The following is a 25,559-nucleotide window of genomic DNA, read 5'->3' as shown; positions in this document are numbered from 1 at the left end:
CAACAGCCCGGGCTGCGGCGGTTCAAAGCCGAGCGCCACCCCTTCCCACTTGGCGGTGGGGGCTTCGACGTCCTTGCCGGTTTGCAGCGTTTCCGCCTGCGCCTGGCTACAGAGCAGCGCCAGCGCCGCCAGGGTCATGGAACGAGGTAATAAGCTTTTCATCATTATTATATTTCTCCGCATAACGGCTGACTGCGGGCAACAGCATTCCCTGGGAGAGAATTTCCCATCATGAATAGCAGCGAATAACGTTAGGTTAACGCCCGGCGCTTGCCGCCGGGCTTAGAGGTTAGCGTCGGTCTTTCAGGCTGGCGCCGTTGCTGTGGATCACATCGCGATACCAGAAGAAACTCTTCTTGCGGCGGCGCGCGAGGCTGCCGTTGCCGGCATCGTCCCTGTCGACGTGAATGAAGCCGTAGCGCTTCGACATTTCGGCCTTCGAGGCGCTGACCAGATCGATCGGCCCCCAGCTGGTGTAGCCCATCACCTCGACGCCGTCGTCGATCGCTTCCGCCACCTGCACCAGATGGTCATTGAGGTAGTTGATGCGGTAGTCGTCGTGGATGCTGCCGTCGGCTTCGACGCGGTCTTTGGCGCCCAGTCCGTTCTCGACGATGAACAGCGGCTTCTGATAGCGGTCGTACAGCACGTTGAGCAGGTAGCGCAGCCCGATCGGGTCGATTTGCCACCCCCACTCCGAGCTGGCCAGATGCGGGTTCGGCACCATATCGAGAATGTTGCCGCGCGCCGTCTCGTATTGCTCCGGATCGGCGGTGACGCAGCCGCTCATGTAGTAGCTGAACGAGATGAAATCGATGGTTTCGCGCAGCGTTTGCCGATCTTCCTCGGTGATCGCCACCTGAATGCCGTTTTCACGGAAAAAACGCTGCATATAGGCCGGGTAATAGCCGCGCGCCTGCACGTCGCCGAAGAACAGCCAGTCGCGGTTTTGCCGCTGGGTTTCCAGCAGATCTTCCGGCTTGCAGCTCAGCGGATACAGAATGCCGCCCAGCAGCATGTTGCCGATTTTGCCCTCCGGCACGATCTCGTGGCAGGCCTTCACCGCTTTGGCGCTGGCCACCAGCTGATGATGGATCGCCTGATAGATGGCGCTCTTGTCGCTCTCCTGCGGCAGGCCGACGCCGGTGAAAGGCGCGTGCAGCGACATGTTGATCTCGTTAAAGGTCAGCCAGTGTTTGACCTTGTGCTTGTAGCGTTCGAACACGGTGCGCGCATAGCGTTCGAAGAAATCGATGGTGCGCCGATCGCCCCAGCCGCCGTAGTGCTTCACCAGGCCGTAAGGCATCTCATAGTGCGACAGCGTGATCAGCGGCTGAATGCCGTACTTCGCCATCTCGTCGAACAGCCGATCGTAGAACGCCAGCCCGGCTTCGTTCGGCGTCTCTTCGTCGCCCTGCGGGAAAATGCGCGTCCAGGCGATCGAGGTGCGCAGGCACTTGAAACCCATTTCGGCGAACAGCGCGATATCCTCCGGGTAACGATGATAGAAATCGATCGCCACGTCCTTGATGCCGCTGTCGCCCTCCGTGCGCGGCGTGATGGCGCCGAAGATGCCCTGCGGCTGCAGATCGGAGGTCGACAGCCCCTTGCCGTCGGCCTGATACGCGCCTTCTACCTGGTTCGCCGCTACCGCGCCGCCCCACAGAAAATGTTGCGGAAACTTGCCGTTCATCGCTTGCTCCTCAATTAACGTAATAAAGTCAGCAGCGGCGCCTGTTCCTGCACCGGAGACAGGCCGCTGGTCAACACGTCCACGTAGTCATCGCTGTTGCTGATGATGATCGGCGTGGTGGTGTCATAGCCGGCGGCATGGATCGCCGCCTGGTCGAACTCGATCAGCAGATCGCCCGGGGCGACCCGCTCGCCTTCCCGCACGTGGGCGGTGAAATGCGCCCCGTCCAGCTTCACGGTATCGATGCCGACGTGGATGAGAATCTCCGCGCCGTCGTCCGATTCGATACCGATGGCGTGTTTGGTTTTGAACAGCGACGCCACGCTGCCGCTCACTGGCGCCACCACGCGCCCCTGCTGCGGCGCGATCGCCACCCCTTTCCCCAGCAGGCCGCTGGCGAAGGTCGCGTCGTTCACCTGATCCAGCGGCACGATGTCGCCGGCGATCGGGCTGAGGATGGCCTGTTTGCGGTTAAGCGGGGCGGCGGCTTCAGGCTGCGCCGTCTCTTCCGTCGGCGCGACGCCGAACAGGTAGCTGGCCAGCGCGGCGAACACGAACGACAGCAGGGTGCCGCCGATCGCGCCCCATACCGTGGCGTCGATGCCGCCGTCGGGGATGATCTGCGCGAAGGTGAATACGCTCACCAGGCCGAACGAGTAGACCGAGGTCTGGAAGTAGCCGATCACCGCACCGCCCAGCGCGCTGCCGATGCAGCCGAAGATGAACGGGCGTTTGTTCGGCAGCGTGACGCCGTACACCGCCGGTTCGGTGATGCCGAAAATCCCGGCGCCGATGGCCGAAGCGGACAGCGCCCGCAGTTTGGCGTCGCGGGTGCGCAGCATCACGCCCAGCGTGGCGCCGACCTGCCCCATCACCGCCGGCAACAGCAGCGGCACCATGGTGTCACGCCCCAGCACGCTCAGGTTATTGATCATCAACGGCACCAACCCCCAATGCAGGCCGAAGATCACGCACACCTGCCACATCGCCCCCATAAAGGCGCCGGCAACGATCGGGTTAAAGGCGTAAATGCTCTGATAGCCGTTGGCCAGCAGGTGGCTGAGCCAGGTCGCCGCCGGGCCGATCAGCAGGAAGGTCAACGGCACGGTGATCGCCAGGCACAGCAGCGGCGTGATGAAATTGCGCAGCGCGCTGTGGATCATCCGGTTAAACAGCGGCTCCAGGCGGCAGGATACCCAGGCCGCGAAGATGATCGGGATAACCGACGAGCTGTAGTTGATGAAGGTCAGCGGAATGCCGAAGAAATACTCGCGCACCGCCCCCGGCTGCTGCGCCGCTTCGAACGCCGCCATCATCAGCGGATGCGTCAACGCGCCGCCGATCGCCATGGTGACGAAGGGGTTGCCGCCAAATTTTTTCCCGGCGGTGTAGCCGAGCATGATCGGGAAGAAGTAGAACAGCGAGTCGCTGGCGGCGAACAGCATTTTGAAGGTGCCGCCGCTCTCCAGCAGCCAGCCGCAGGCCAGGCTCAGCGCCAGGAAGCCTTTCAGGATCCCCGAAGCGGCCATCACCCCGAGCAGCGGGGTGAAAATGCCGGACACCAGATCGATAAAGCGGCTGAGCAGGTTGTCTTTTTTGCCGCCCGCGTCGTCGCTCGGCGCGCCGTCGGCCAATCCGCCAACCCGGTTGACCGCGTCGAACACCTCCGCCACGTGGTTGCCCACCACCACCTGGAACTGGCCGCCGCTCTCTACCACCATGATGACGCCAGGATTTTTCTTCAGCGCTGCCGCGTTGGCGCGAGTGTCATCGCGCAGCTTGAAACGCAGGCGGGTGGCGCAGTGCACCAGGCTTTTCACATTGTCGCGGCCACCGACGCCGGCCAAAATCTCACTGGCTAATGTGTCATATTTCATACAGTTATCCTTAGACTTCGCGTTCTGCCGCTCCCCTCCCCGCACTGGCCTGGCGCTGAGGCGGAATTCGGCGCAAAAAAAAACCTAAACCTCGCGGCCTCTGCCCCATCGGGGAACAGAAACGCGAGGTTTAGGTTTTGCCTGCCGTAGCAGTAACAACCCTAAATCGGTTGAGTTATGACGTTAACACCGCGGATTTTGCCGGCGCAAGCCTTTGCGCCGGCAAATTGCCGAACTGTGATCGGGTGGGCAAAACCGTCCCGGGGTGGCAAATAAGGCCTGCCGCCCTCTATCGGCTTCAGCGCCACGGTGATATATCGCGCAGGCGATAGAATGGAAAGGGGTGGCGGAGTACCGCTCCGCTTCGCCCAAAAACATAAGATTAACTAACCTAATAATTCACTATCAAGCGAAAGCAAAGCGCTCGCTCATCCACTGCCAGTCCTCGTTTTTTCGTCACAACCCGCAATCCATAAGGTAAATAGATCGCCAAACCTGATTGCGCATCGTTAACATCCCACGATATTCACCCGCGCAAAAATCACCGTGCGCAATTGACGATGGCGACAAAAACATCAGATAGACTAATTAAAACGACTGGACAAAAGTCACGCGGGCGATTATTACTGGTCAACGCGTAATCGATTGTAGGGATGACAGCGACCATGACGTTGCGGACTGAGTTGGGACGGATTCTGATCACCGGCGCCGGCGGCCGGGTAGCCACGGCGTTTCGTCTGGCGATGGGCGATCGCTACGCGCTGCGCCTGGCGGAACGAGACATCAGCCTGCTGAGCGATCGGCAGCCGGGCGACGAAGTCATCAGCTTCGACATCGCCGATCTCGATGCCTGCCGCACGGCCTGCGCCAATATCGACACCGTGTTGCATCTGGCGGCCGATCCCTCCCCCGATGCCGACTTCTGCGGCTCGTTGATGGACAACAACATTCTCGGCACCTTCAATATCTTCCGCGCGGCGAAAGACGCCGGCTGCCGCCGGGTGGTGTTCGCCAGCAGCGCGCAGGCGGTGGAAGGCTATCCGCTCGATTACCAAATCCGCCCAGACGACGCGCCGAAGCCGAAGAACCTGTACGGCGCCAGCAAAGCCTTCGGCGAAGGCATCGCCGCCTACTTCGCCCATCAGGAAGGGCTTTCCGCCCTGTCGGTGCGCATCGCCAACTTCACCACCCTCAGCCCGGGCGATCGGCTCAGCGCTCGCGACATGAGCGCGTTCCTCAGCCATCGCGACGCCGCCGATCTGCTGGAGCGCTGCATTCGCGTCGAAGGGGTGCAATATGCGGTGGTGCACGGGGTTTCCAATAACCGCTACACGCGTTTATCGCTGGTAGAGACCCGTCGCCTGCTGGGTTACGCCCCGCAGGACGATGCGTTCAGCCTGCTCGGCTTTGAGTAGGTGCGGCGAGCAGGCCCGCCGCATCTGCGTATTTAGCCGTTGGCGTAAACGACTTTTGCAGCGGTGCGGCTGGTGAACAACACCAACAGCAGCGCCAACCCGGCGATAATCGCCCCCATCACCGGCACGAAGCTGTAGCCCAAACCGGCGGAGACCACCGCGCCACCGGCGGCGGCGCCCAGCGCATTGCCCAGGTTGAAAGCGCCGATGTTGACCGAAGACGACAGCCCCGGCGCTTCGCTGGCCACGCGCATCACGCGCATCTGCAGCGGCGGCACCACGGCAAAGGTCGCCGCGCCCCAAATCACCATGCTCACCGCCGCGCCGATGTCACTGCGCGCCAGCAGCGGGATCAGCAGCATGATGGCCACCAACAGCAGCAGGAAGCCCTTCAGCGTCGCGCTCTCGGAACGGTCGGCGAACTTGCCGCCGAGGTAGTTGCCGATCGAGAAACCGACGCCGATCAGCACTAGCATCACCGTCACGAACAGCGGCGTCGCCTCGGTGATGTGCTGCAATACCGGCGAGATGTAGGTATAGAGCGTGAACATCGCGCCCGCCCCCAGCACGGTCGTCAGCAGCGCGGTCAGCACCTGCGGGCGCACCAGCACCGACAGCTCGCGCTTGACGTCAGGGCGCGCCCCGGCGCTGCCTTTCGGCAACGAGAACCACAGCCCCAGCATGGCGATCACGCCCAGCCCGGCCGTCGCCAGGAACGACATGCGCCAGCCGATGGTTTCACCCAGCCAGGTCGCGGCAGGCACCCCGCCGATATTGGCGATGGTCAGGCCCATAAACATGGTCGCTACGGCGCTGGCCTGTTTCTCTTTCGGCACCACGCTGGCGGCCACCACCGAACCGAGGCCAAAGAAGGCGCCGTGGTTCAGGCTGGTGATGATGCGCGACAGCATCAGGGTGGTGTAATCCGGCGCGATGGCCGACAGCACGTTGCCCAGAGTAAAGATCGCCATCAGGAAAATCAGCGCGCTTCTGCGCGCCCGGTGCGACAACAGCAGCGTCATCAGCGGCGCGCCGACCATCACGCCGACGGCGTAGGCGCTGATCAACATGCCGGCCATCGGAATGGAGACGTCCACCCCTTTGGCGATGGTCGGCAGCAAGCCCATGGGAGAGAATTCGGTAGTGCCGATGCCGAACGCCCCTACCGCCAGCGCTAACAAGGGATAATTCACTTTCATGCAACAACTCCGGTTTACCGCTGCCGAAGCGCGGGAACAGTTAAGATGCCGAAAGTATGACATTGATCACACCAAAGATAAGCAGGCGGGAGGCTAAAAGACTTTTGCAAATTTGTTAAAAGTGAGGAGGTGAGATCGGCATTGGGCATCAAGGTTGCTTTACCGCGATCGCGGCGATGCGTGCGGAGAATGGCGTTAATGCGTCTGAAGGATAAGCGCCGAGGGGAATCACTCTGCACTTGGGGTATTTAACCTCCGCATACCATGTCCGGATAAATCCAATGAAAAACCAACGATATTCCTTACTGATTATGCGTTATCGGCGATAGCATGGAAAACCCTTGCCCTACCAACTCACTTATATACACGCAATGAATGTAACCAACAAAATCAATTCTTATATAATTCTGAAGTGAATTATATAAGCCAAATAAACACCATTGATATCAGAATACACAAAAACAAACTAACATAATGAAATTGAAAGCATTTTACAGATAGCCTCCAAAACAATTAAATTCAAAAATAATTACAATTCATAGATTAAAATGATAAATGGGTTGATATTTAAAAATTAAAAACGTAAATAAAAAAGTCAAAGAATCCAAATAAGAAAGAGAAAATATGCCTATCTTCCATATTCTCCCCTATGGGTTGAATATATAAGCGAACATGTAAATATCTTTATGCCCGGCGCTATGGTGGCGCCGCTTTGATTAAGGAAAGATCGTATGTCTAAGTCACCTATTGGTACTACCGCCTCAACAGGACAGAAATGCCCGGAAAGCGGTGTCTGGGAAGTGGTTGGCAAACCCTCAACCACAGCGCCAATCGCCAAAGGCAATATCATGCCCCCCTATGGCGGCAAAGGCGTCACCTGGAAATTGATCCAACACGCCTAATCTGAACCCATTCAGCCTCTTTCTTTGAAAGAGGCTCTTCATCTGACTATCGGAATCGCCTCGTTTAGCGCTTTGCATTGCGCACTTTGCCCGCACGCATTTCGATGTTCCGTTGCAGTTCGCGCAGCCCGCCGGCCAGGAAGCAGGCTTCCGCCAGCACGAACAGCGGGCCGATGATAAGGCCCGTCACGTCGTCCATAAACGCCGGTTTTCTCCCCTCCCAGAAGTGCCCGACAAACTGAAACAGCCAGCCGATGACGAAACCGCCGATGCCGATGCTCAGCCACGCCGCCGTCGACAGCGACGCCACCCAGGCGCCGAACACGAGGCACAGCAGCAGCAACGCCAGCATCATGATGCCAAGGCGCAGGCTCAGCCGCAGGTAATAGAGGGCCGCGACGATAACCACCGCGCAGGCCGGTGAAAACGGCAGCCCTCCCGCCCCCCACGCCGGCCGGGAGAGCAGCGCCAGCAGGCTGACGACGATCAGCGGGATGCCGATAAAATGCGTGGCGATATTGCGCGCATCGCGGTGGTAGGCGGCATAAGCGGCAAGTTGATCTTCCAGGCTTCGCATGTTGACCTCCGGTATGTACGGCCTTCGTCGCCGAACGCGCGCAGCCGCATGCGGCTGCCCTTACCCATAGCTTAGCGCGGGATCACCAATACCGGTTGGCCAATCTCATCCAGCAGGCCGCGCGTGACGGAGGCGTTCAACCAGCGCCCCAACGAAGACAGGTGGCGGTGCGAGATGATCAGCAAATCGCAGTTAAACAGCGCCATTTGTTCCGGGATCACCTCGATGGGCGCCCCGGCGGCCAGCAGCCCCTGGGCGTTGAAGCCCATCTGTTTCAGCGCCCGCGTCACCTGCCCGACCTGCTTTTCCGCCAGTGCCTCTTCGCGCTGGGCGGCGGGATATTCCTCGCGCTCGTCGCTGTCGAAACGCAGGCCGCTGCGGCTGAGCGTGAAGGCATTGTCTACCACCGTCAGTACGATCACGCCGCCGATGCTGCCTTGCAGACGCGCCATAAAATCCAGGGCATTGCCGCTGTGTTCAAAACAGTCCACCGCCAATAACACTCTCTCAATCATAACAACCCTCATTCGCCCGAGTTAAATCGCACCCTTGAAGTTGGCTTCGCCCTTTTTCCAATAACCCTTGGCAAACAGCGCAGCGCGGGAAATGCCCATTTCGTTGATAAAGCGCGCCTTCAGATAGGCGGCGACCTGGTGTTCGCAGGCCAGCCACACCTGCCCTTCGCCGGGCGGCAGCTCGCAATGGCTGACGGCCTGCACCAGCGGGCTGTTCATCACACTGTCGAAATGTCGGGTGCGGATTTGCCAGCTGTTCACCTGCAAAAAGGAGTAATCGACGTCCTGAATCTCCTGCGCATCGCCCACTTCGGCGAACCACAGCACCGGCAACGGGGCAGACAGCGAGGCGAGGATGGTGCGCATGGCGGGCAGCGCGGTCTCATCGCCCAGCAACAGCAGCCAGCGGGTTTGCGGCAACAGACGAAAGCCGCCGGAGCAAGGGCCGGCGAACCCCAGCTTGTCGCCCGGCATCGCGTCACGCGCCCAGTTCGACGCCGGGCCTTCGCCGTGCAGCACCATGTCGATATCGAAGGTGCGGGCGAGTTTGTCGATGCCGCTCAGGGTGTAAGCCCGTCCGGCCAGCGTGTCGCGCCACGGGAAGAACACCTTGACCCAGCTGGCCGGTTCCTGCGCGCGCGGATCGGCGATAAACTTATCCACATCGTCGCCGCTCAACGTGATGCGGCGGATCCGGGCGGTGACTTGCCGCACGGCGCTCACCCGGGCCTCCCGTTTGCGGCGGGTGTCCCTTTCCAGCATCTCATCGACAATTTTATTCAGCGTGTTGTGCATCAGCCTTCTCCTGTGGCGCCGCAGACGGATAGGTGTGTTCCCAGCCACCGCCCAGCGCTCGATAGATATTCACCACGGCGATCGCCGTCTCCTCCTGAGAAACAATTTGCGCGGACTGCAGATCCAGCAGCGCACGCTGCGTGCTCAGAACATGGATAAAATCGCTGGCGCCGTTCAGATAGCTGTCGCGCGCCAGCGCAAACGCGTGCCGGTTGGCGGCCAGCGCCTCGGCCAAGTGCGTCTGGCGGCGCTGCTGGGCGCGATAGCCGGAAAGCGCGTCGTCGATCTCGTGCCAGGCGCGCAGCACCGTTTGCTGGTAGGCGATGGCCATTTCCTGCTGCCGGTATTCGCTCAGGCGTACCCGCTGGGTGATTTTCCCCCCGTCGAACAGCGGCAGATACAGGGTGGGGCCGATGGCGAAGGTATGCGTGGACCAACTGCCCATATCCGCCAGCGCCAGCGCCTGATAGCCCGCGTTGCCGGTCAGCGTGATGCGCGGATAGTAGTCGGCGGTGGCGACGCCGATCTCGGCGGTCGCCTGATGCAAACGCGCCGCCGCTTCGCGAATATCCGGCCTGCGCAGCGCCAGATCCGACGGCACGCCCATCGGCACCGCGCGCGCCAGCGTCGGCAGCGGCCCCGTCGGCGACAACATCGCTTTCAGCGCGCCCGGCCGCTCGCCCAACAGCAGGCTGATGGCGTTGATCAAGCGTTCCTGCCGATCGACCAGCGTCGGCAGCAGGGCATCCACCTGCGCCAACTGCACCTGCGCCTGATCGATATCCAGTTCGTTGCCCGCGCCGCTTTGATAACGGCTTTGCGTCAGCTGCAGCGTGCGTAGCGCCGTGGCGCGGTTTTCCTGCGCCACCGCCAGCTGCTGCTGCGTGGCGCGCAGGCGCAGATAATCGCTCGCCACCTCCGCCGTCACCGACGTCAGCAGCGCGCGCCGATTCTCCTGCGAAGCGGCGAAGCCGGCGCGCGCGCTTTCCGACGCGCGACGCAGCTTGCCCCACATGTCCAGCTCCCAGCTGGCACTGAATCCGCCGCGCCAGAGGTTATAATCCGCCTCTCCGCCGTTGCCGGACGGATCCATGCTGCCCACCGAGGTGGCGCGCTGGCGCTGATAGGCGCCGTCCAGACTCAGATCCGGCATCAGCGCCGCCTCGGTCACGCCCAGCAGGGCGCGGCTTTGCTGCATGCGCGCCGTGGCGAGCTGCAGATCCAGGTTGCCGGCCGCCGCGCGCTGCACCAGTTGCGACAGCGGCGCGTCGTTGAATATCGACCACCAGGCCACCGGCAGCGCTCCGCCGCCGGCCTGCTCGCCCCAGTTATTGGGCAGCGCGTTCTGCGGCCGAGCGTAGTCCGGCCCTACCGCCCGGCAGCCGCTCAGCGCAATCAACAGCAGCGGGATCACGGCTCTGTTCATTGCAGGCCTCCGTCCAGCGTATTGATGCTGACGTCCGCGGACATCCCGACGCGCAGGGCGCTCAGCAAGGCGGCGTGCTCCTTGTTGCTATCAAACACGATCTTCACCGGGATGCGCTGAACGATCTTGGTGAAGTTGCCGGTGGCGTTCTCCGGCGCCACGGCCGCGAAGCTGACGCCGGAAGCCGGCGCAATGCTGTCCACCTGCCCTTTCAGCGTTTGGCCGGGAAAGGTATCGATATGGATGTCCACCGACTGCCCGTGCGCAATGTTTTCCAGCTGGGTTTCCTGGTAGTTGGCGATGATGTACAGCTTGTCCTGCGGCACGATGGCCAGCAGCGCATCGCCCGGTTTGACGAACTCCCCGACCCGCAGGCTTTTCTTGCCGACCACGCCGCCGATCGGCGCGGTGATTCGGGTGTAAGACAGGTTCAGCTCGGCCATCGCTTTCTTGGCCTGCGCCAGCATCAGCTCGGCATCGCTGTCCGCCAGCTTGGCTTGCAGCACCTGCTCCATGTTTCGCGCCGCTTTGAGCGTCGCCTCCGCCTGCGCCACATTGGCGGAAAGCGTGTGCACCCGCGTTGTCGCCTGCTGCGCCGCCTGCTGGGAGCCCGCGCCGCTGCTGGCCATTCTCTGGTAGCGGTTCTGCTCCTGGCGCGCAAACGCCAGCTCCGCCTGCGCCGCCTGCCGCTCCGCCTGCGCGGCGGCGATCAGCGCACTCTGGCGGGTGAGGTTAGCCCTGGCGTCGTCCTGCCGGGCGCGGGCGGATTGCTCCTGCGCCGTCGCCTGCGCCAGCGCGACGTTGAATTCACGCGGGTCGATCACCGCCAGCAATTCACCCTGTTTGACCCACTGGTTGTCCCTGACCAACACCTGCGCAATTTCACCGGCAATCTGCGGAGAAATACGCGAGATATCGGCGCGAATATAGGCGTCGTTGGTATTCTGCTGTGTTTCTTTAATAAAGAATTTATTGATTAATAACCCCAGCGTAATAACGGTAACCGCCAATACGGCGACGGCGACTTTCTTGTTAGCCATAAAAGTGACTCCACTTAATATTTATTTCTGATGATAAAATGTCAGGCGGCGACCGAACGCGGCGGATAAATACGGGTCGGCATAAATAAAATCAGCGCGGTCAGTAATAACGCCAGGCCGGCAACCAACAGATAAAGATCGGCGCTGGCCAGCACGTGGCCCTGCCGAGCGGCAAGCTGTGCCAGCTGCTCCGCCGTCCCCGATGCGCGGCTGTAGGCCGAGCCAAAACCGTCGGCGATCGTGCCGGCGTGATAGTCCCCGCGCTGCCGGCTGAGCAGCGCGATGGCGCCGCCGGCCGCGGTGGCGGCGAAACCCTTCACCGCGTTGAACCAGGCCGCCGCAAACGGCCCGTCGGTCGGCAACAGCCCGCCGGTCGCCTGCATCAACAGGGGGATGATCGCCATCGGTTGAGCGACCGCCTGCAACAACGCGATAACGCGAAACGTGTCGCCGTTCCATTCCGGCGTCAGCTGGGCGGCCAGCACGCAGGCGGTGGCCATCAACAGCAGGCTGATCGCCAGCACCCAGCGGCAATCCACCCGCGGCGTATTGCATATCATGGCGACAATTGGCAGCGTAATTAATTGCGGCAACGCTACCCACAGCATTAAGTCGGAGGTTTGTTCCTGACGATAGCCCTGAATCGCGGCTAAATATCCCGACGTGATATTGACCAGCGACACCATAATTAACAGCACGCCACCCAGCGTAATTAGGGAGAAGGACAAATTCCTTTTGCTTAATAACTGCAAATTGAAAAAGGGCAGCGGGTGATACCATTCATTCATCAGAAATAATGCCAATAATCCGCCGCCGCCCAACAATAAAACGTAGATCAGCGGTGAGTTCAGCCAGTCGAGGCGCTCCCCCTGTGAGATGCCCATCGTCAGCATGCCGAGCGCCATGCCGCCGAGCAGCAGGCCGCGCCAGTTGAACTGCCGCAGGCGCTCCAGCCGCAACGGATCCTGCGGCAGGCCGTAACCGATGCACACGGCGGCGATCGCCATCAGCGGCAGGTTCCAATAGAAGTAACCGCTCCAGCCCCAGTGAAAGGCAAAGGCGGCGGCAGTGGCGCCCAGCGTGGCGCTCCAGGCGGAGACCCAGCCATAGGCGCCCAGCCCCAGCACCTTGATCAGCGGCGGCATAAAACGCAACACCACCGTCATCAGCATCGGCGGCAACGCGCCGCCGGCGAAGCCCTGCAGGCTGCGCACCGCCAGCAGCACGCCATACTGTTCTCCCAACCAGGGCGTCAGCAGTCCACCGGCCAGGTAAATGCCGCACATCGTCAACGCCACCCGGCGCAGCGAAAAGGTCGGCCAAAAACAGGGCGTAAACCCGGAACCGATCACAAAGCCGGTGACATAACAGGTGGTCAGCCAGCTGCCGGCATCGAAGCTCAGCAGCATGCCGCCCTGTATATCCGCCAGCGCGAACTTGCTGGCGTTTTCCCCCACGCCGCTGGCCATCACCGCCAAAAACACGCCGAACAACCCCAGCCAGGTTCGGCCGTTGATTTCGCCGGCGCTGGCGAGCCATCGATTTTTTTGGTGCGGCGTAACAGACACCTCAACCATTCCCCACTCCTGCTGTTTCAGCCTCAATCTTTGTTGTCGTGGGCAGTATCCGGGCTTACTTCGATTGTTTAAAATGAAATGATGTAATTAACTAGTTGCACAAAACGCAATCCATTGAGCGCACCACCACCGGAGAGGCCATGCCGCAAAAAATTGATTTCAACCTGATCTATGCGCTGAATCTGCTGCTGGAAGAAGGCAGCGTGAGCGGCGCCGCCGAGAAGATGAATCTGAGCGCGCCGGCGATGAGCCGCATTCTGGGGCGCATCCGCCGGCAGTTCGACGACCCGATCATGGTCAGAGCCGGTAAGCATCTGGTGCCGACGCCGCGTGCGCTGGAGTTGAAACGCCAGCTCGGCGAGATCATCGAGCAGGCTGCCACGCTGATCGCGCCGAATGAATCCTTCGAGCCCGGCAAGCTGACCAGAACCTTCACCATTCGCGCCAACGACATTTTTATCGGCGCGCTGGCAGGCGGCTTGCTGGAGACGCTGCGGGACATGGCGCCGCTGAGCGGCCTGAAGTTTATCGCCGAAAGCGACGGCGAGGATGACGCGCTGCGCAGCGGCAAGGTGGATCTGGTGATCGGTTCCTCACGCGACTGGCACCCGGAAATCAAGACGCAGAGCCTGTTCACCAGCACCTTTCAGGCGTTGGTGCGGCCGGGGCACCCGATCATTGGCCGGGTAACGCCCGAAACCCTGACCCATTACCCGCATATCAGCGTCTCCCGCCGCGGGCGCACCCAGGGGCCGATCGACGATGCGCTGCGCGATCTCGGCCTGCAGCGCAACGTCGCCCTGACCCTGCCGGGCTTTCATTCGGCGATGATGTTGACCATGAAATCGGACTTTATCCTGCCGCTGCCGCGCCACGTGCTGCAGGGGGTGAGCAACATCCACCTGCCGTTAGCAGAGATCGAGCTGCCGCTCGAGCTGGAATCGGTGTTCATCGTGCAGGCCTGGCATCCGCGCCTCGATCGCGATCCGGCGCACCGCTGGCTGCGGCAGACCATCAAGCAGTTCTTTTTGCAAAGGGAGTGAAGGGGTTAGGTGTTGGGGAGAGAAGACGCTCGCGGCAGAACCCAAATACGCCTGCCAGATAAGCCGGTAACATGGCATTTTGCCGAAGCCCTGCGCATACTCAGACGTCTTGGGTAAACCGCGCGACGCGGGCAATGGCATCGGTATTCCATTTCGCCAAGCACGAAACAGAAAGGAACTCATGCCCAGGGAGGCACAAATGACCAAAGCGTATTATTGGAAAAGTCAGGTGTGGGGAGCGGCCTATTTTTTTACCGCGCTTTATTACATCTATTCTTTCCAGGACATGGTGAATATCGCACTTTCGTTGATCCTCTCCATTCTGAGCTTTTTACTGTATCCCTGTGCTAAAAAAGGCATTGAAACGGCCGCCCTGCGGTTCACGAGTGAAGAATTTTGGCACCGCGGACTGTTCGCCGATACCATAGGCAAAAATGGCGTGCTGATCCTGTATTATGCATTCTGTTATGTCATGGCCGTGCCGCTGGGCGCCCTGTATCTGCTTGCCCTGTTCCTCAGAAATAAAAAGGCCGCGTAAGCGGTTTTTACGTCAAGGCTTACCGCCTCGTAGTCCTTCTTCATGAACGTTTCTTCTACCCACACAAGCCGCACTATCACAAAATGAGAGGAGTAAATTACCCCTACCGGAGCCGACAATCACAGGGGAGATTGGGAGATATTGATTGGCGGAAGATCACAGGAGCACTAAAAGCAACGCAAGTCACTTTTTTAAATAAAATAATTATGCATCACCCAGCCATAGTATACACACACATATACATACTTGTTACCGCTACATTCAGAGTTGTTTAAATTACAGCCAATACCGGCGCTTACTCCACTTACAAAAAAGATTTATCGCAAAACTGTTCACCCTATACACTTTTTTGTTTTCTATTTTAATTTCAATGCATTAGCGAGTGTATAGCTACCTTCTCAGTGTACACAACTGTTCACCTACAGGGTGAACAGTCTGAACCTCAGGCACAAAAAAAACCGGACAGAGCCGGTTTTAAATATTTTTATCATATCAGCGAGTATACTTTATCGCCGTGAGTATAGCGTAAATATTATAACTCACCAAGATGTTGGGGCAATAAATAGCATTTCAGACCCCTCAAAATTTTTAACATTATTTAAATGCAAATGATACACTTTGGGGGAAAGCGTAGCGTCAGGAGAACAATCAACATTCCATGACCTCAGAAAAAACCCAGCCGTTGCCTCTCTTACTTTTATTTTTAGCATTCCTCTAATCATTTTATATTCATATTCTATTGTCTCTTTCACCTTTATACCTGGATGAGGAACAATATCTAACTCAATGAATAAATTCCACTTTTCATCATCCTCAATTTTTTCGCCTTCACCTAGCTTTGAGTCAAGTAGTTTAGAGGAAACCACTCTTGATGGTGAAAAGTTTAAGAATTTCTTTCTATTGCTATCAAATGCTCTTATATATATCTTTAACCCATCATCAAAAAGACTGTGTGGTGTAATAATTCTTTTAGAAATACCATTATCAACCGATAGATATTCAATCTCCACCTTCGATTTCTGCGTGATCGCTCTAGTAATTGGAGCAAACTCTCTTTGCGAAGGCAAATTTATCCTTTGGCATCTGTAAGTATAATACTGTTCACTCTTATCAACTTTCTCCGCCTTTAACCAGCAAAGTGCGTCTATGTCAGTAAGCTCAAAGTGTGGAGAGAAAGTTTCATCTCTAATTACATGTTTTTTAGACTTTTTATCAAAAAAACTGTTCTTTTCATTAGTTAACTCAATGTATTGATTCAGATCTCTTGTAGCAGACGCCTCTTTGATACCAAATGTATCCATGAGGTTCGCTCTTGACACCTCCCCTTTAAAGATGAGTGAAAACTCTATGTATTTCAGCCTGTCACGGCCATGGGGTATAAAACTAGATATCGGGTTCATAATCGCCACACCCTCTTGGTGAAAAAATCAATAGAAAACACTACATGTAGACATTATGACACACATCAGATCGTTTTTGTTCCATTTATGAGATCATTTTGATTCGATTAATGCTTGATCAATTCTGCGCCGTTGGTATACTGACAATCGGCAATAATGCCACGCACATAGGAAGGACATATCATGGCAGTCAACAAACCATATGGTGATGGACATCGAATTGGTGCGGTACGGGATCGCAGCCAGTGCCAAACCCCCTCGGGTCATTGGGTTAAGCGAGATACTGATACAGGACGATTCATCGATGTGAAATCGGATGGGACTCCGTTTAAAGGAGTTCGCAAAGAAAAATAGCCATTATCGGTGGAACGAAAATGGCTATCCTTGGGGCTAGAGCTTGGTTAATAGTGGAATATTAAACAAGCGAGGATGCTACACGGGAGGTCTCAATCCCAGAGCATGACCTTTGATAAGACGCGAAGATTATACTCTTCTGGCCCCTATATATCCAGAGATCCCTCCTTAATGCAATAGAGGGATTCATATGAATCAACAAAAAGTTGTACATGTGTGCTCTTACGTACGCCGTCGCTTAGGACGTTTAGAGTATGTATGCGCACACTGGCGTTCACTACCGCACGCCGCTTGATAGACCATTAAAGGGGAGGTTTCACTCCCCTTTTTCCTATCAAGAACTTTTCATGCACCTCATCGAAATACCAGCTATCCATTTAAAACAATTTATTTACTTATCAATCAGTTGAAATATCACATTTTAATGATCGTAGTGCTTAAAAAAACCGGCCTGAGCCGGTTTGGGGAGCGCTTGTCGTTATGATATTGGCCGTTCAGCGGCCGATAGGATGCCCTGGTGTTGCTGCATGTATTCGGGTCACTGCCACTATAGGCGGCGCGGCGATTGAGCGTCCAATGGGTTCGGCAGATCAATAATGGCCTATTGATCGGCTCGGCCGATCGACCCGCTCACCGTCACACCGCCCCGCACTTAGGCAGCCAGTCCGCTTCGCACTCTTCGCTCAATATCAGGTTGGTTTGTATTCCCTGCTTGGTGCGGCGTTTGAGCAGCGTATGCTCATACTCTTTCAGCGTCTGCGGCACCGCCTGGCCGAACGCCGTCAGGTTCATCACGTGCTGATACCCCCGTGCGGCCATAAACGACAGGTAGGCGTGGTACAGATAGCGGCGCGGGTTCGGTGGGGTGATGTTGGCATTGCCGATCATCATCCCTTCCGGGGTGCCGAGCACCGTCAGGTAACCACAAAAATCGACCAGCGGATCGGCATGCCGTTTGATTTCCAGAGCTTCCGCCGAACTCTGCTGCGCCTGAAGCAGTACGCGGGCGTCATTCGGGTTGGCGAAACGTTGCATCAGGTGACGCACAATCACGGCCAGCTCTTCGGTGATCTTCGCCAATAGCAACGGGTCGCGCTCTTCGGGGGCGATAGCTTCCGGGAACGGCAGAATAACGCGGCGGCGCGAGATGCCGCCGCTGCGGTCGCTGAACTGCATCGGGTTGTTGTTGACCGCCAAAATCACCGCCGGGATGTGCGCCGCGTAGGCGTCGCGGTATTTGGGGTCGATGGCGACCGCATCGCCGCCGGTGATGGCCTTGATGCCCGCCCCGTCACCGCTCCACTTTTCCTGGTCGGGCAGAATTATCAGCGAGAAGCCGACCACGCTGGCACGTTCGCGCGCCGACTCCAGGTTGTCAATGGTGGCCGAGGTGGTGTTATCGGCACCGGCCAACAGCCGGGCGATGGCCGCCATCACGCTCTTGCCGCTGCCGCCGGGGCCGGTCACTTCGAGGAACAACTGCCAGTCGTAACGGTTGGCCAGTACCATAAAGAGTGCCGCGAGAATGCGCTCCTGCTTGTCGTGGTTGCATCCGGCGGCTCGCGTCAGCCACTGCCAGAAGTGCGGCGCATGGTCGGCCAAGTTTTCCCCGTCGCGCGGCGGGGTGTAGTCCACGCTGTTGACGGTGCGCAGCCAGTGCTCTTGGCGGTGGGCGCTGAACTGCCCGCTGACGGTATCAAACACCCCGTTACGAAAACCTATCAACCGGCGAACCGGGTCGCCCATTTGCGGCACCATCAGCTTGAGGGGGTCCAAAATGCTGTTGATACCGGCGGCGGAGAACGGCGCGCGCACCTTCTGGAACAGCGCGGCAATTTCCCGGCTCAGCTGTCGCTGTGGCAGCACCTGCCAGGCGCCGCGCGTATAGCGGCACAGCTCTTCCCCCACCGGTGGCACGGCCAAGGTGTTGCCGTAGTGCTCGGCCAGCAGTTCGGCCTTCTCGCTGGCGCTCATGGCTTTCAGGTCAGCATCGCTCAGCGTGTCGAACGGGCTCGGCTGCGGCGGTTGGCTGAATGCCTGTAGCTGGGTGCGCGTGGCCTCGGCCCCTTCCCGGCCATAAACGTCGTTCCAGTCTCCTTCCAAGGGCGGCAGTGCCGGGACACCGCCGGTGAGGGTGGCCGCCTCGGCAGCGCGGGTCTGTCCGGTGCCGTTTCGGTCATTATCGGCCGCCAGCAGCAACCGCGCATCCGGGTAATGGCTGCGCAGCTGCTGCGCCACCGCCGCTAGGTTGTTGGCGCTCAGCGCGACGCACACCGTCTCACCGGTCAGGCGATGCACGGTGAGGCCGGTGGCGTAGCCTTCGGTGAGCCAGATAACCGCGTTGTCCGGCCCACTGAGGGTGTGGCAGGCGGCTTTCATCTGCCCGCCTGCCAGCATGCGTTTATCACCGTGGGCGTTAATCAACTGCACGTTAACCACCTCGCCCCCGGCATTGTGCAGCGGCAACAGCAGGTCGCCGGGGTGGAAGGTGATACCGCCAACGCGCAGCGGTTGGCCCTGCAAGGTCAGGGTTTCTGCCTCCGGCCAGCCTTTGGCGCTCAGGTAGGCATTGCCGGTCTGACGTTGAGCGGCAGCCACCAGAGCCTGTGCCTGTCGCGCGGCCTTGCACTGAGACTCGGCCTTATCTTTCGTTGAATGACCAGTCTCAGCGGCCGGTGGCAGGCCGTTGGTGTTTTCTCCCATCACGGCAGCCACCTGTTCGGCGGCGGCCTTTGCTGACAGCGACAGGGCTTTTTCTACCAGGTTGAGGCCGTCACCGGCCCCGCACTGATTGCAGAACCAGGTGCCGCGCCCGTCCTGGTTGTCGAAACGGAAGCGGTCTTTGCCACCGCAGGTTGGACACGGCTGCGGCTTGCCGTTCGGCTGCAAGGCGATGCCGAGGGCCGGGAGTATCACCGGCCAGTGGCCGGTGGCGGTGCGTACGGTCTGGGAAACGAAGTGGGCGCTCATCCTTTCTCTCCTCAGTGTACGGTGGCGTGCTGTGCCGCCGACAGGCGCTCGCAGCACAGTTCGTCCATCATCTTTTGCCCCAGCGCGGTCAGGCGCGGCGCAGCCACCAGAACGTCCGGCTGCACCATGTCGCTCAGCAGGGTGCACGCCATGTCCATGCCGTCCTCTGCGCCGTACTGACGCACAAAATGCCCCTCCAGACGCAGGGCAATCGTCATCTGCAGCTCGTCCAGCGTGTACCCGAGGCTCACCCGGTAAAAGGCGCAGGTATCCAGATAGGCCTGCGCCACGGCGCGGCGGAAAACGGCGGTACGGACTTCAATCGGTAAACAGGATGCAGTGTTCATGCGGCGGTGGCCTCCATGCGGGCAAGAATTTGGGATTCACAGGTGTTGACGACGTGGCCGAGCTGGTCAGTCAGCAAGGCAATGACCGAGGCAAAGGATGCCTGTTGCACGGCATCGGGGCGCTGCCCGCCGAGGTCAAGGGTATCCAGCAGGTCAAGGAACAGCACGCCGGTGGCGTGCGCATGCTGGAGACGCAGAAAATCGGCATGCGGGATAGGGTAATGAGTATCGCGGTAGTAACGGTCGGCCAGGGTGTTCATGCCACCGCCTTAACCGGCAGACGACCGGCAAAGGACAACACGTAATCACGGGCCAGCAGGCGGCGGGCGTTGCGTTCGCTATCTGCCACGGTGCGCACGATACGCGGTGAGGCCGTCAGCGCAGACCGGCGTACGGCCGCAAACAAAAAGCAGAATGTCGGGTGAGTTGGGGTGAGGGTCGTAGCCATGGTGGCAGCCTCCAATAAGTATTGGTTATTGCTACCACCGAAGTTCCTACACTTATGGGTGGTAGCCCAGACGGGGGTAGGAATACCGGCCTTATTGGAAACCGGCCAGCCCGAAGGCTGCCCCGCCTGAGCCACCATTGATTGACTGCTGCGATAGCATAACATCCACCGCGCAAAAAATGAGCGCACTAAGGCCACGACATAAAAAAACACGCCTGGCGCGTGTTGTGTCGCCAATAAGTAACACGGGTTCCTACGCCCGGCTGCCGATTTTGCGACAGCGGAGGGACTATAGCTCAGAGCCGGACGTGGGGGCAAGCCGTAAGACGCCCCCGGACGTTCAATCGATCGCATAGTGATCAACAGTCCGTCAGTTGGTCGTTGCGGGTATCAGCAGCCGCGCAGGTCAGCGGCACCGGCCCGGCACGGAACAGACGCGGCTCGGCCTGGCGACTCGCCAGACAAATAACGCCGTGTTTTTCACTGCGGTGCTCCGGCAAGACGACGCCAGGCTCTTTACGCTGCAACAGGATAGCTTCCGCCACAAACAACGCGTCACGCTCATCAAGGGTGAAATGCTGGCGACCCAAGGTTAGCTGCATCATGCGGCGGCCCCCTGGTGACGGTTAGCGATACGTTCGTCCATCCACTGCTCGACCTCGGAGGCCAGCCAGGCGACGTTTTTACCGCCGAGGGAGACCTGGGCCGGGAACTGCCGGCGGCTCATCATCTCGTACACGGTGGAGCGGGATAGACCGGTGGTGTAGAGCACTTCCGGCAGGCGGATAAAGCGTTCGCGCGGGGTGTAACTGCCAGGAATAACCGGCGACGGGGTGGATGGGGTGGGGGTGGAAACGGTCAACATAAAACGCTATCTCTTTGTGTCCGGCTAACGCTGGCCGGGACTGTGTGAACTTCGGTAGCGCCCTATTATGTGAATATTTACCGGAGTGGCAACAAGGCGTTGTTGTGTGGCTCATTAAGAAATGCTCATAAAAACAACAAATTATAATAGCTCAGCAATCCTCACCACTCCTCACCCTTCCTCAACATTACTCCATAGTTTTCAACAATGAATTTATTGCTAATAAATAGGTATAAACAGACTAACCACTGCTAGCCAGGGAAAAGGTCGTTGTGGGCCGGGTGAACAGTGGTGAACACCGGGTGAAGAGTTTATAGAAAACTGTTCACCCTATTATTTACTGATTTATATATATTTTTTATTTAGGTGAACAGTAGTGAATAGTTATAGGTAAAACTAAAAATGGCTTGATGGTTTTGTCATCAGTGCTCAAGGCTGTTGTCCTGGGGACAGTCCAACCGGGATGAATGGCGATGTTGTACGGCGGTCAGCAGAATAGCTTCACATTGACTGACACCGGAGACACGACCATGAGCACCACCGCCTTACCGAAATACATCACCGATAAACTGCAAGCCCTGCGTGACGCTCGCGCCGCCCACGACAAAAACTATCAGGCGTTGACCGACGTCGTGACAGGCATTGCCCGCTGCCACCAACAGAAGAAAGACACCGAAGTGCAGAGCCAGGAGGCAGAAAGCCAGTGGCGCACCCTGTTTCGCAAACTGCGCGGAGAAATGACGCCGGAACTGCAAGCGCAACACCACAGCCGGATTTCCAAGCGGGAGCTGGCGAAAGAGTTCGACGGACTGATTGAGGAGATGGAGCTGGACAAAATGCAGCTTCACCTCAACTGCGGCGGCACAGCCCCGAAGGTGGTGAGCGCGCACAAAGACGCCCTCACGACCTTTGCAGCTCACGCGATGCATCAGGCCGTGGATGCGCTGAGCAAGGCGCTAATCAGCCCTGACGTTATCAAGGCGTGTGCACTGGCTTCACGGGCTTACGGCGTCTATGCGGACAATCCGATGAGGATGATTGAGCTACAGGTACAGGGCGCCCTACAAGGCCGCATTCGCGCTACCATGGCTACGCAAAATATCGACCACCCGGTGCTTAATGAGATTGGCCTGACGATACCGCAAGAAACCGGCGTATTGCCGGAACTGCAAAGCAGCCCAATTCGCCGGACGCAAGTGGCAAGAGAACTGGCGGAAAAACGCCGTCTGCTGCAAGAGAAAGGGGCCCAATCATGATGCGCTGCCCGCTGTGCACCCATGCGTCCTATACTCGCACCAGTCGCTATATCACGGAACGGACAAAAGAGGCGTATTACCAATGTCAGAGCCTGACCTGTTCTTGCACATTCAAGACGGTGGAAAGCGTCGATAAAATCCTGTGCCAGCCGATACAGGCGCAACCGGTCGATGAGAACACCTTGCCACCACCGGAGAAACGGACGCTGAACCGTTATCGCCGCTACAACAGCAATCATACCCTGCACTAATCACACTCCGCCCCGCCACTCTCGACAGCATCGCGGGGCATTCCCTCTCCCACCTCGCCCAAAACAGCCTTTTTCCTGGCTAGCCAGCCTCAAATTGCGCGTGCATGCATAGGGTGCATGATTTTGCATGCAAGAAAATGCACTTTTCATCCCCGCCAGCACCAGTACTGGCGCGGCCTACGGCCGTTCATGCAACTGCATGAAAAGTGGCACATGAAGCGCGCAGGCGAGGCGGGGATAGCATTGCGCGCATGTGGTCAATGGGCTATTTTAGCCTAATGGCATCCGATGGAGATGCAATGATGCAACTAACACCGTTATAATTATCATTCCTTATGCAAGATGCCTCAAACTTTAGGTTATTTAATTGATTTGATTTATCTGGAGATTTAAAACACACAAGAGAAATAGCTGAGGAAAGCAGGACAAACAAAACACCAAAGTAGAATAAATTCGCTTTCCCTGTACTATGCATGTTTTTCCAACAAAGAATATTTTTAGGACTTTTATCACCAATCGTTTTTGTTAGATTTATATTAGGGATCTCGAGAGAAATTTCACTTTCAATATCGAGGCCTTTCTTAACTGCCCCAAGAAGCAAAGGATGGTACCAATAGACATCAACAAAATAAAATAGCATCCATACTACTGAAGCCCCTAGAGCAAGAATAACTGCTACAGAATAATTACCCCCCAAAAAAGTAAAGGTAGAATCGGAGTTAAAACTAACACCAATCGCCCCTATAAAAGCTGAAAGTATTAATATTCCGAAATTTCTAACTTTCATTTCCAGATCGTTAAAGTGTTTCTGGACATCAATGACAGTTTTCCAAACGTCAACTTTTAGCTTTAGTTTTTCGAGCTTAATTATTTCTTCATGGCGGCTAATTTCGAGATCATTCATTTATTAACCTTTAAATTTAGTAAAATCAAAAAAACATAAAATATCTGAAAATTGTTTTGCGACATAGGTTGGCTTTGCACCAAGCGCATTTTCTTTTATTTTTCTCTCTCGCTCTACATCAGCATCGGTCCAATGGGTCACTGCGCGGAGTAATTCATACCCTTCTTTATTATCTTCAAAATGACCAACTCCATAACTTGCAAAAACATCAGATACATTTGCTTTCTGGGCCATTTCAATATCTTTCATTTCACTATCACCAATGTAAACACACTCCTCAGGCTTCGCTCCTATTGAGTCGATAATATCTAGAAGAAGCTGAGGGTTAGGCTTAATTTCATCAATAGGTGTAAATTTTTGCTTTGTATGAATTAGATCATACTTTCCTTGTTTTGTCTCTCCATCAGGAATTTCGTGATCCTCAGGCGAAAAAAGAACATCAATTAATCCATCCAAGCCTAATCGAGTTAGTCGAAAATTAGAATAATATGCTTTTGATTCAGTGTAAGCCACAATGTAACACCCCTTATCCTTAAGAGTTTTTAGAGTTTCTAAAACAGTTGGATAGAGTTTGAGATATTTTTTCCGCTCACTTCTAAAAGAATGAATAGCATCATCCATCGCTGAATTGATAGAATCTCGATGACCATATTTTTCTTTTAACAAAGGGATGCTTTCTAATATGAAAGAATATTCAGCGGTGCCATATTTTTGATGGATAGGTCTTATCTGAGAAATCAAATCCTCTTTAGGGAATCCAGAAATCTCGACGACTTTATTTAACATCGCGTTGAAACTATGGTACCAAACACTAAACCAATCGAATAGTGTATTATCCAAATCTGTTATAAGTACTGTCTTTTTCATTTCAACCTCATATAGCATGGAGTTAAATACAGTATATAGCATTTTATTATGACATTCTATATTTATGTTCCATATATATAATCGCTAAACCATTGCATCATTATTTTTCTTTTTTCAAAATATAGGGCATGGTTATATGTTCCTCGAATACCATTTTTATCCACATGAGCAAGTTGCATCTCAATCCATGCAGAATCAAACCCATGTTCATGCAGGATAGTAGACATTGTATGCCTGAAACCGTGACCGGTGGCACGCCCCTTATATCCCAGCAACTCTATAACCTGATTCACACTTTCCTTACTTATAGGCTTTCTGCGGTTGTTTCGTCCAATGAAAATGTAAGGATAGTGACCAGTGATCGGTTGCAGCTGTTTAAACAGTTCAACCACCTGCGTAGAGAGCGGTACAATGTGCGGGCGGCGCATTTTCATGCGTTCAGCGGGGATCTCCCAGATGGCACGCTCAAGATCGATCTCTTCCCACGTTGCAAAACGCATTTCTTGCGTGCGGACTCCAGTCAACATAACGATCTTAGCTGCATTCTTAGTGATAATACTGCCGGTATATCCTTCCAAGTCCTTAACAAAGTAAGGCAGCTCTTCAGCCGAAAGGTATGGGTGGTGCTTTTGCTTGGGCACGGCTAACGCGCTGGCGAGATCTGGTGCTGGGTTGTACTCCGCTCTGCCGGTAATAATTGCGTAGCGGAAGACCTCTCCGCAGCGCTGGCGTACCTTACGGGTTTTCTCCAATGCCCCACGCTTCTCAATGCGCCGCAGCACTTCCAGCAGCTCTAACGGCTTAATTTCGGCAATGGGGCGTTGACCAATATACGGAAACACATCCTGCTCAAAGGTGCGCATGATTTCTTCTCTGTACGCCAGAGTCCACCGGTCAGCCTTGTTCGTGTGCCATTCACGACTAATCGCTTCGAAGGAGTTCTCGACAGAAAGCTTCTGAGCGAGCTTTTGCGCCTTTTTCTCGGCTACTGGATCAATGCCATTCGCAACCTGCTTACGGGCCTCCCCACGCTTTTCTCGCGCGTCTGCCAGCGTTACCAAGGGATAGGTGCCAAAGGACATCAGCTTGGCTTTTCCGGCATAGCGATAGCGAAAACGCCAACCTTTACTCCCATCAGTATTGATAAGAAGGGACAGGCCTTGGCCGTCGTTGAGGGTGTAGGGTTTTTCCTGCGGTTTGGAACGTCGAATTTGTATGTCAGTTAGGAGCATGTGTATAAGTGGATTCTGTGTATAAAAATGTTATACGCACCATTATACACATTTATCTCGGATTCAGG

The 25,559-nt window shown here is 56.5% G+C and carries 25 protein-coding genes; 6 read left to right on the top strand and 19 right to left on the bottom strand.

Annotation, left to right across the window (positions count from 1 at the left end; translation table 11 throughout):
* Positions 1-289: 289 nt before the first annotated feature.
* Positions 290-1,693 (bottom strand): glycoside hydrolase family 1 protein, encoded by a 1,404-nt coding sequence (locus tag SSARUM_RS00440; RefSeq protein ID WP_043148320.1) that lies wholly within the window; start codon positions 1,691-1,693, stop codon positions 290-292.
* Between the two features lie 14 nt (positions 1,694-1,707).
* Positions 1,708-3,570, bottom strand: coding sequence for a PTS beta-glucoside transporter subunit IIABC (gene bglF / locus SSARUM_RS00435; protein WP_060431224.1), 1,863 nt, complete (start codon positions 3,568-3,570; stop codon positions 1,708-1,710).
* Between the two features lie 665 nt (positions 3,571-4,235).
* On the opposite strand from bglF, the gene SSARUM_RS00430 reads away from it, so the two are divergent.
* Positions 4,236-4,985 (top strand): NAD-dependent epimerase/dehydratase family protein, encoded by a 750-nt coding sequence (locus tag SSARUM_RS00430; RefSeq protein ID WP_060431227.1) that lies wholly within the window; start codon positions 4,236-4,238, stop codon positions 4,983-4,985.
* A gap of 32 nt (positions 4,986-5,017) precedes the next feature.
* Here the strand turns inward: SSARUM_RS00430 and SSARUM_RS00425 are convergent, their stop codons facing one another.
* The gene (locus SSARUM_RS00425; protein ID WP_039568202.1) at positions 5,018-6,184 is read right to left on the bottom strand and encodes an MFS transporter; all 1,167 of its coding nucleotides are present in this window, start codon (positions 6,182-6,184) and stop codon (positions 5,018-5,020) included.
* Positions 6,185-6,915: 731 nt separating this feature from the next.
* Between SSARUM_RS00425 and SSARUM_RS00420 the strand changes: the two genes are divergently transcribed.
* On the top strand, positions 6,916-7,086 hold the full coding sequence (locus tag SSARUM_RS00420) for a hypothetical protein (protein ID WP_162846235.1): 171 nt from the start codon (positions 6,916-6,918) through the stop codon (positions 7,084-7,086).
* Between the two features lie 64 nt (positions 7,087-7,150).
* Here SSARUM_RS00420 and SSARUM_RS00415 read toward each other — a convergent pair whose 3' ends face one another.
* The 6 genes from SSARUM_RS00415 to SSARUM_RS00390 all read right to left on the bottom strand — a co-directional run bounded on the left by SSARUM_RS00415 (position 7,151) and on the right by SSARUM_RS00390 (position 13,016).
* Positions 7,151-7,663 carry an Mpo1 family 2-hydroxy fatty acid dioxygenase gene (locus tag SSARUM_RS00415; protein WP_060431229.1) on the bottom strand — a complete coding sequence of 171 codons (513 nt, stop codon included), beginning with the start codon at positions 7,661-7,663 and terminating at the stop codon, positions 7,151-7,153.
* A 71-nt stretch (positions 7,664-7,734) separates the two neighbouring features.
* Entirely contained in the window at positions 7,735-8,178 is a 444-nt protein-coding gene (locus SSARUM_RS00410) for a universal stress protein (protein WP_033636596.1), read from the bottom strand.
* A gap of 21 nt (positions 8,179-8,199) precedes the next feature.
* A complete protein-coding gene (locus tag SSARUM_RS00405) occupies positions 8,200-8,973 on the bottom strand; it encodes a siderophore-interacting protein (protein WP_033653985.1) in 774 nt (257 codons plus the stop codon).
* Entirely contained in the window at positions 8,954-10,399 is a 1,446-nt protein-coding gene (locus SSARUM_RS00400) for an efflux transporter outer membrane subunit (protein WP_033653984.1), read from the bottom strand. Before SSARUM_RS00400 ends, SSARUM_RS00405 begins: the two co-directional genes overlap by 20 nt.
* Positions 10,396-11,439 carry an HlyD family secretion protein gene (locus tag SSARUM_RS00395; RefSeq protein WP_060426700.1) on the bottom strand — a complete coding sequence of 348 codons (1,044 nt, stop codon included), beginning with the start codon at positions 11,437-11,439 and terminating at the stop codon, positions 10,396-10,398. Before SSARUM_RS00395 ends, SSARUM_RS00400 begins: the two co-directional genes overlap by 4 nt.
* Positions 11,440-11,480: 41 nt before the next feature.
* Positions 11,481-13,016 (bottom strand): MFS transporter, encoded by a 1,536-nt coding sequence (locus SSARUM_RS00390; protein WP_039568208.1) that lies wholly within the window; start codon positions 13,014-13,016, stop codon positions 11,481-11,483.
* Between the two features lie 140 nt (positions 13,017-13,156).
* Here SSARUM_RS00390 and SSARUM_RS00385 point away from each other — a divergent pair, with 140 nt between their 5' ends.
* Both SSARUM_RS00385 and SSARUM_RS00380 read left to right on the top strand, forming a co-directional pair.
* Positions 13,157-14,059, top strand: coding sequence for a LysR family transcriptional regulator (locus tag SSARUM_RS00385; RefSeq protein WP_039568343.1), 903 nt, complete (start codon positions 13,157-13,159; stop codon positions 14,057-14,059).
* A 199-nt stretch (positions 14,060-14,258) separates the two neighbouring features.
* Positions 14,259-14,597 carry a colicin E1 family microcin immunity protein gene (locus SSARUM_RS00380; RefSeq protein WP_050438982.1) on the top strand — a complete coding sequence of 113 codons (339 nt, stop codon included), beginning with the start codon at positions 14,259-14,261 and terminating at the stop codon, positions 14,595-14,597.
* 539 nt (positions 14,598-15,136) lie between these two features.
* On the opposite strand, the gene SSARUM_RS00375 is transcribed toward SSARUM_RS00380, so the two are convergent.
* From SSARUM_RS00375 to SSARUM_RS00345, 7 genes are all read right to left on the bottom strand, one after another.
* A complete protein-coding gene (locus SSARUM_RS00375) occupies positions 15,137-15,898 on the bottom strand; it encodes a WYL domain-containing protein (protein WP_080281328.1) in 762 nt (253 codons plus the stop codon).
* A gap of 1,089 nt (positions 15,899-16,987) precedes the next feature.
* A complete protein-coding gene (locus tag SSARUM_RS00370) occupies positions 16,988-19,321 on the bottom strand; it encodes a primase-helicase zinc-binding domain-containing protein (RefSeq protein WP_060431232.1) in 2,334 nt (777 codons plus the stop codon).
* A gap of 11 nt (positions 19,322-19,332) precedes the next feature.
* The gene (locus SSARUM_RS00365) at positions 19,333-19,668 is read right to left on the bottom strand and encodes a DUF5375 family protein (RefSeq protein WP_060431234.1); all 336 of its coding nucleotides are present in this window, start codon (positions 19,666-19,668) and stop codon (positions 19,333-19,335) included.
* Entirely contained in the window at positions 19,665-19,928 is a 264-nt protein-coding gene (locus tag SSARUM_RS00360; RefSeq protein WP_015376559.1) for a hypothetical protein, read from the bottom strand. The genes SSARUM_RS00365 and SSARUM_RS00360 overlap by 4 nt, the downstream gene beginning before the upstream one ends.
* Positions 19,925-20,470 carry a host cell division inhibitor Icd-like protein gene (locus SSARUM_RS00355; protein WP_060431236.1) on the bottom strand — a complete coding sequence of 182 codons (546 nt, stop codon included), beginning with the start codon at positions 20,468-20,470 and terminating at the stop codon, positions 19,925-19,927. Before SSARUM_RS00355 ends, SSARUM_RS00360 begins: the two co-directional genes overlap by 4 nt.
* Before the next feature lie 5 nt (positions 20,471-20,475).
* Positions 20,476-20,721 (bottom strand): hypothetical protein, encoded by a 246-nt coding sequence (locus tag SSARUM_RS00350; protein WP_060431238.1) that lies wholly within the window; start codon positions 20,719-20,721, stop codon positions 20,476-20,478.
* Complete coding sequence (locus SSARUM_RS00345) at positions 20,718-20,981, bottom strand: helix-turn-helix transcriptional regulator (RefSeq protein ID WP_033645095.1); 264 nt, start codon at positions 20,979-20,981, stop codon at positions 20,718-20,720. Before SSARUM_RS00345 ends, SSARUM_RS00350 begins: the two co-directional genes overlap by 4 nt.
* A 530-nt stretch (positions 20,982-21,511) precedes the next feature.
* Between SSARUM_RS00345 and SSARUM_RS00340 the strand changes: the two genes are divergently transcribed.
* Together SSARUM_RS00340 and SSARUM_RS00335 are read left to right on the top strand one after the other, a co-directional pair.
* Positions 21,512-22,237: a hypothetical protein gene (locus tag SSARUM_RS00340; protein WP_047571707.1), complete on the top strand. Its 726-nt coding sequence runs from the start codon at positions 21,512-21,514 to the stop codon at positions 22,235-22,237.
* Positions 22,234-22,488 (top strand): ogr/Delta-like zinc finger family protein, encoded by a 255-nt coding sequence (locus SSARUM_RS00335; protein ID WP_033649516.1) that lies wholly within the window; start codon positions 22,234-22,236, stop codon positions 22,486-22,488. The genes SSARUM_RS00340 and SSARUM_RS00335 overlap by 4 nt, the downstream gene beginning before the upstream one ends.
* A gap of 265 nt (positions 22,489-22,753) precedes the next feature.
* Here the strand turns inward: SSARUM_RS00335 and SSARUM_RS00330 are convergent, their stop codons facing one another.
* The 3 genes from SSARUM_RS00330 to SSARUM_RS00320 form a co-directional block, all read right to left on the bottom strand.
* Entirely contained in the window at positions 22,754-23,392 is a 639-nt protein-coding gene (locus SSARUM_RS00330; RefSeq protein ID WP_072264961.1) for a hypothetical protein, read from the bottom strand.
* Between the two features lie 3 nt (positions 23,393-23,395).
* Complete coding sequence (locus SSARUM_RS00325; protein ID WP_071998171.1) at positions 23,396-24,259, bottom strand: HAD family hydrolase; 864 nt, start codon at positions 24,257-24,259, stop codon at positions 23,396-23,398.
* Positions 24,260-24,321: 62 nt separating this feature from the next.
* On the bottom strand, positions 24,322-25,491 hold the full coding sequence (locus SSARUM_RS00320) for a tyrosine-type recombinase/integrase (protein ID WP_033649517.1): 1,170 nt from the start codon (positions 25,489-25,491) through the stop codon (positions 24,322-24,324).
* Positions 25,492-25,559: the final 68 nt, after the last annotated feature.

It is taken from the genome of Serratia sarumanii (assembly GCF_029962605.1).
Classification (GTDB): domain Bacteria; phylum Pseudomonadota; class Gammaproteobacteria; order Enterobacterales; family Enterobacteriaceae; genus Serratia; species Serratia sarumanii.
Note: the sequence above shows the minus strand (reverse complement) of the source record. Positions and strands in the feature narration are given on the sequence as shown.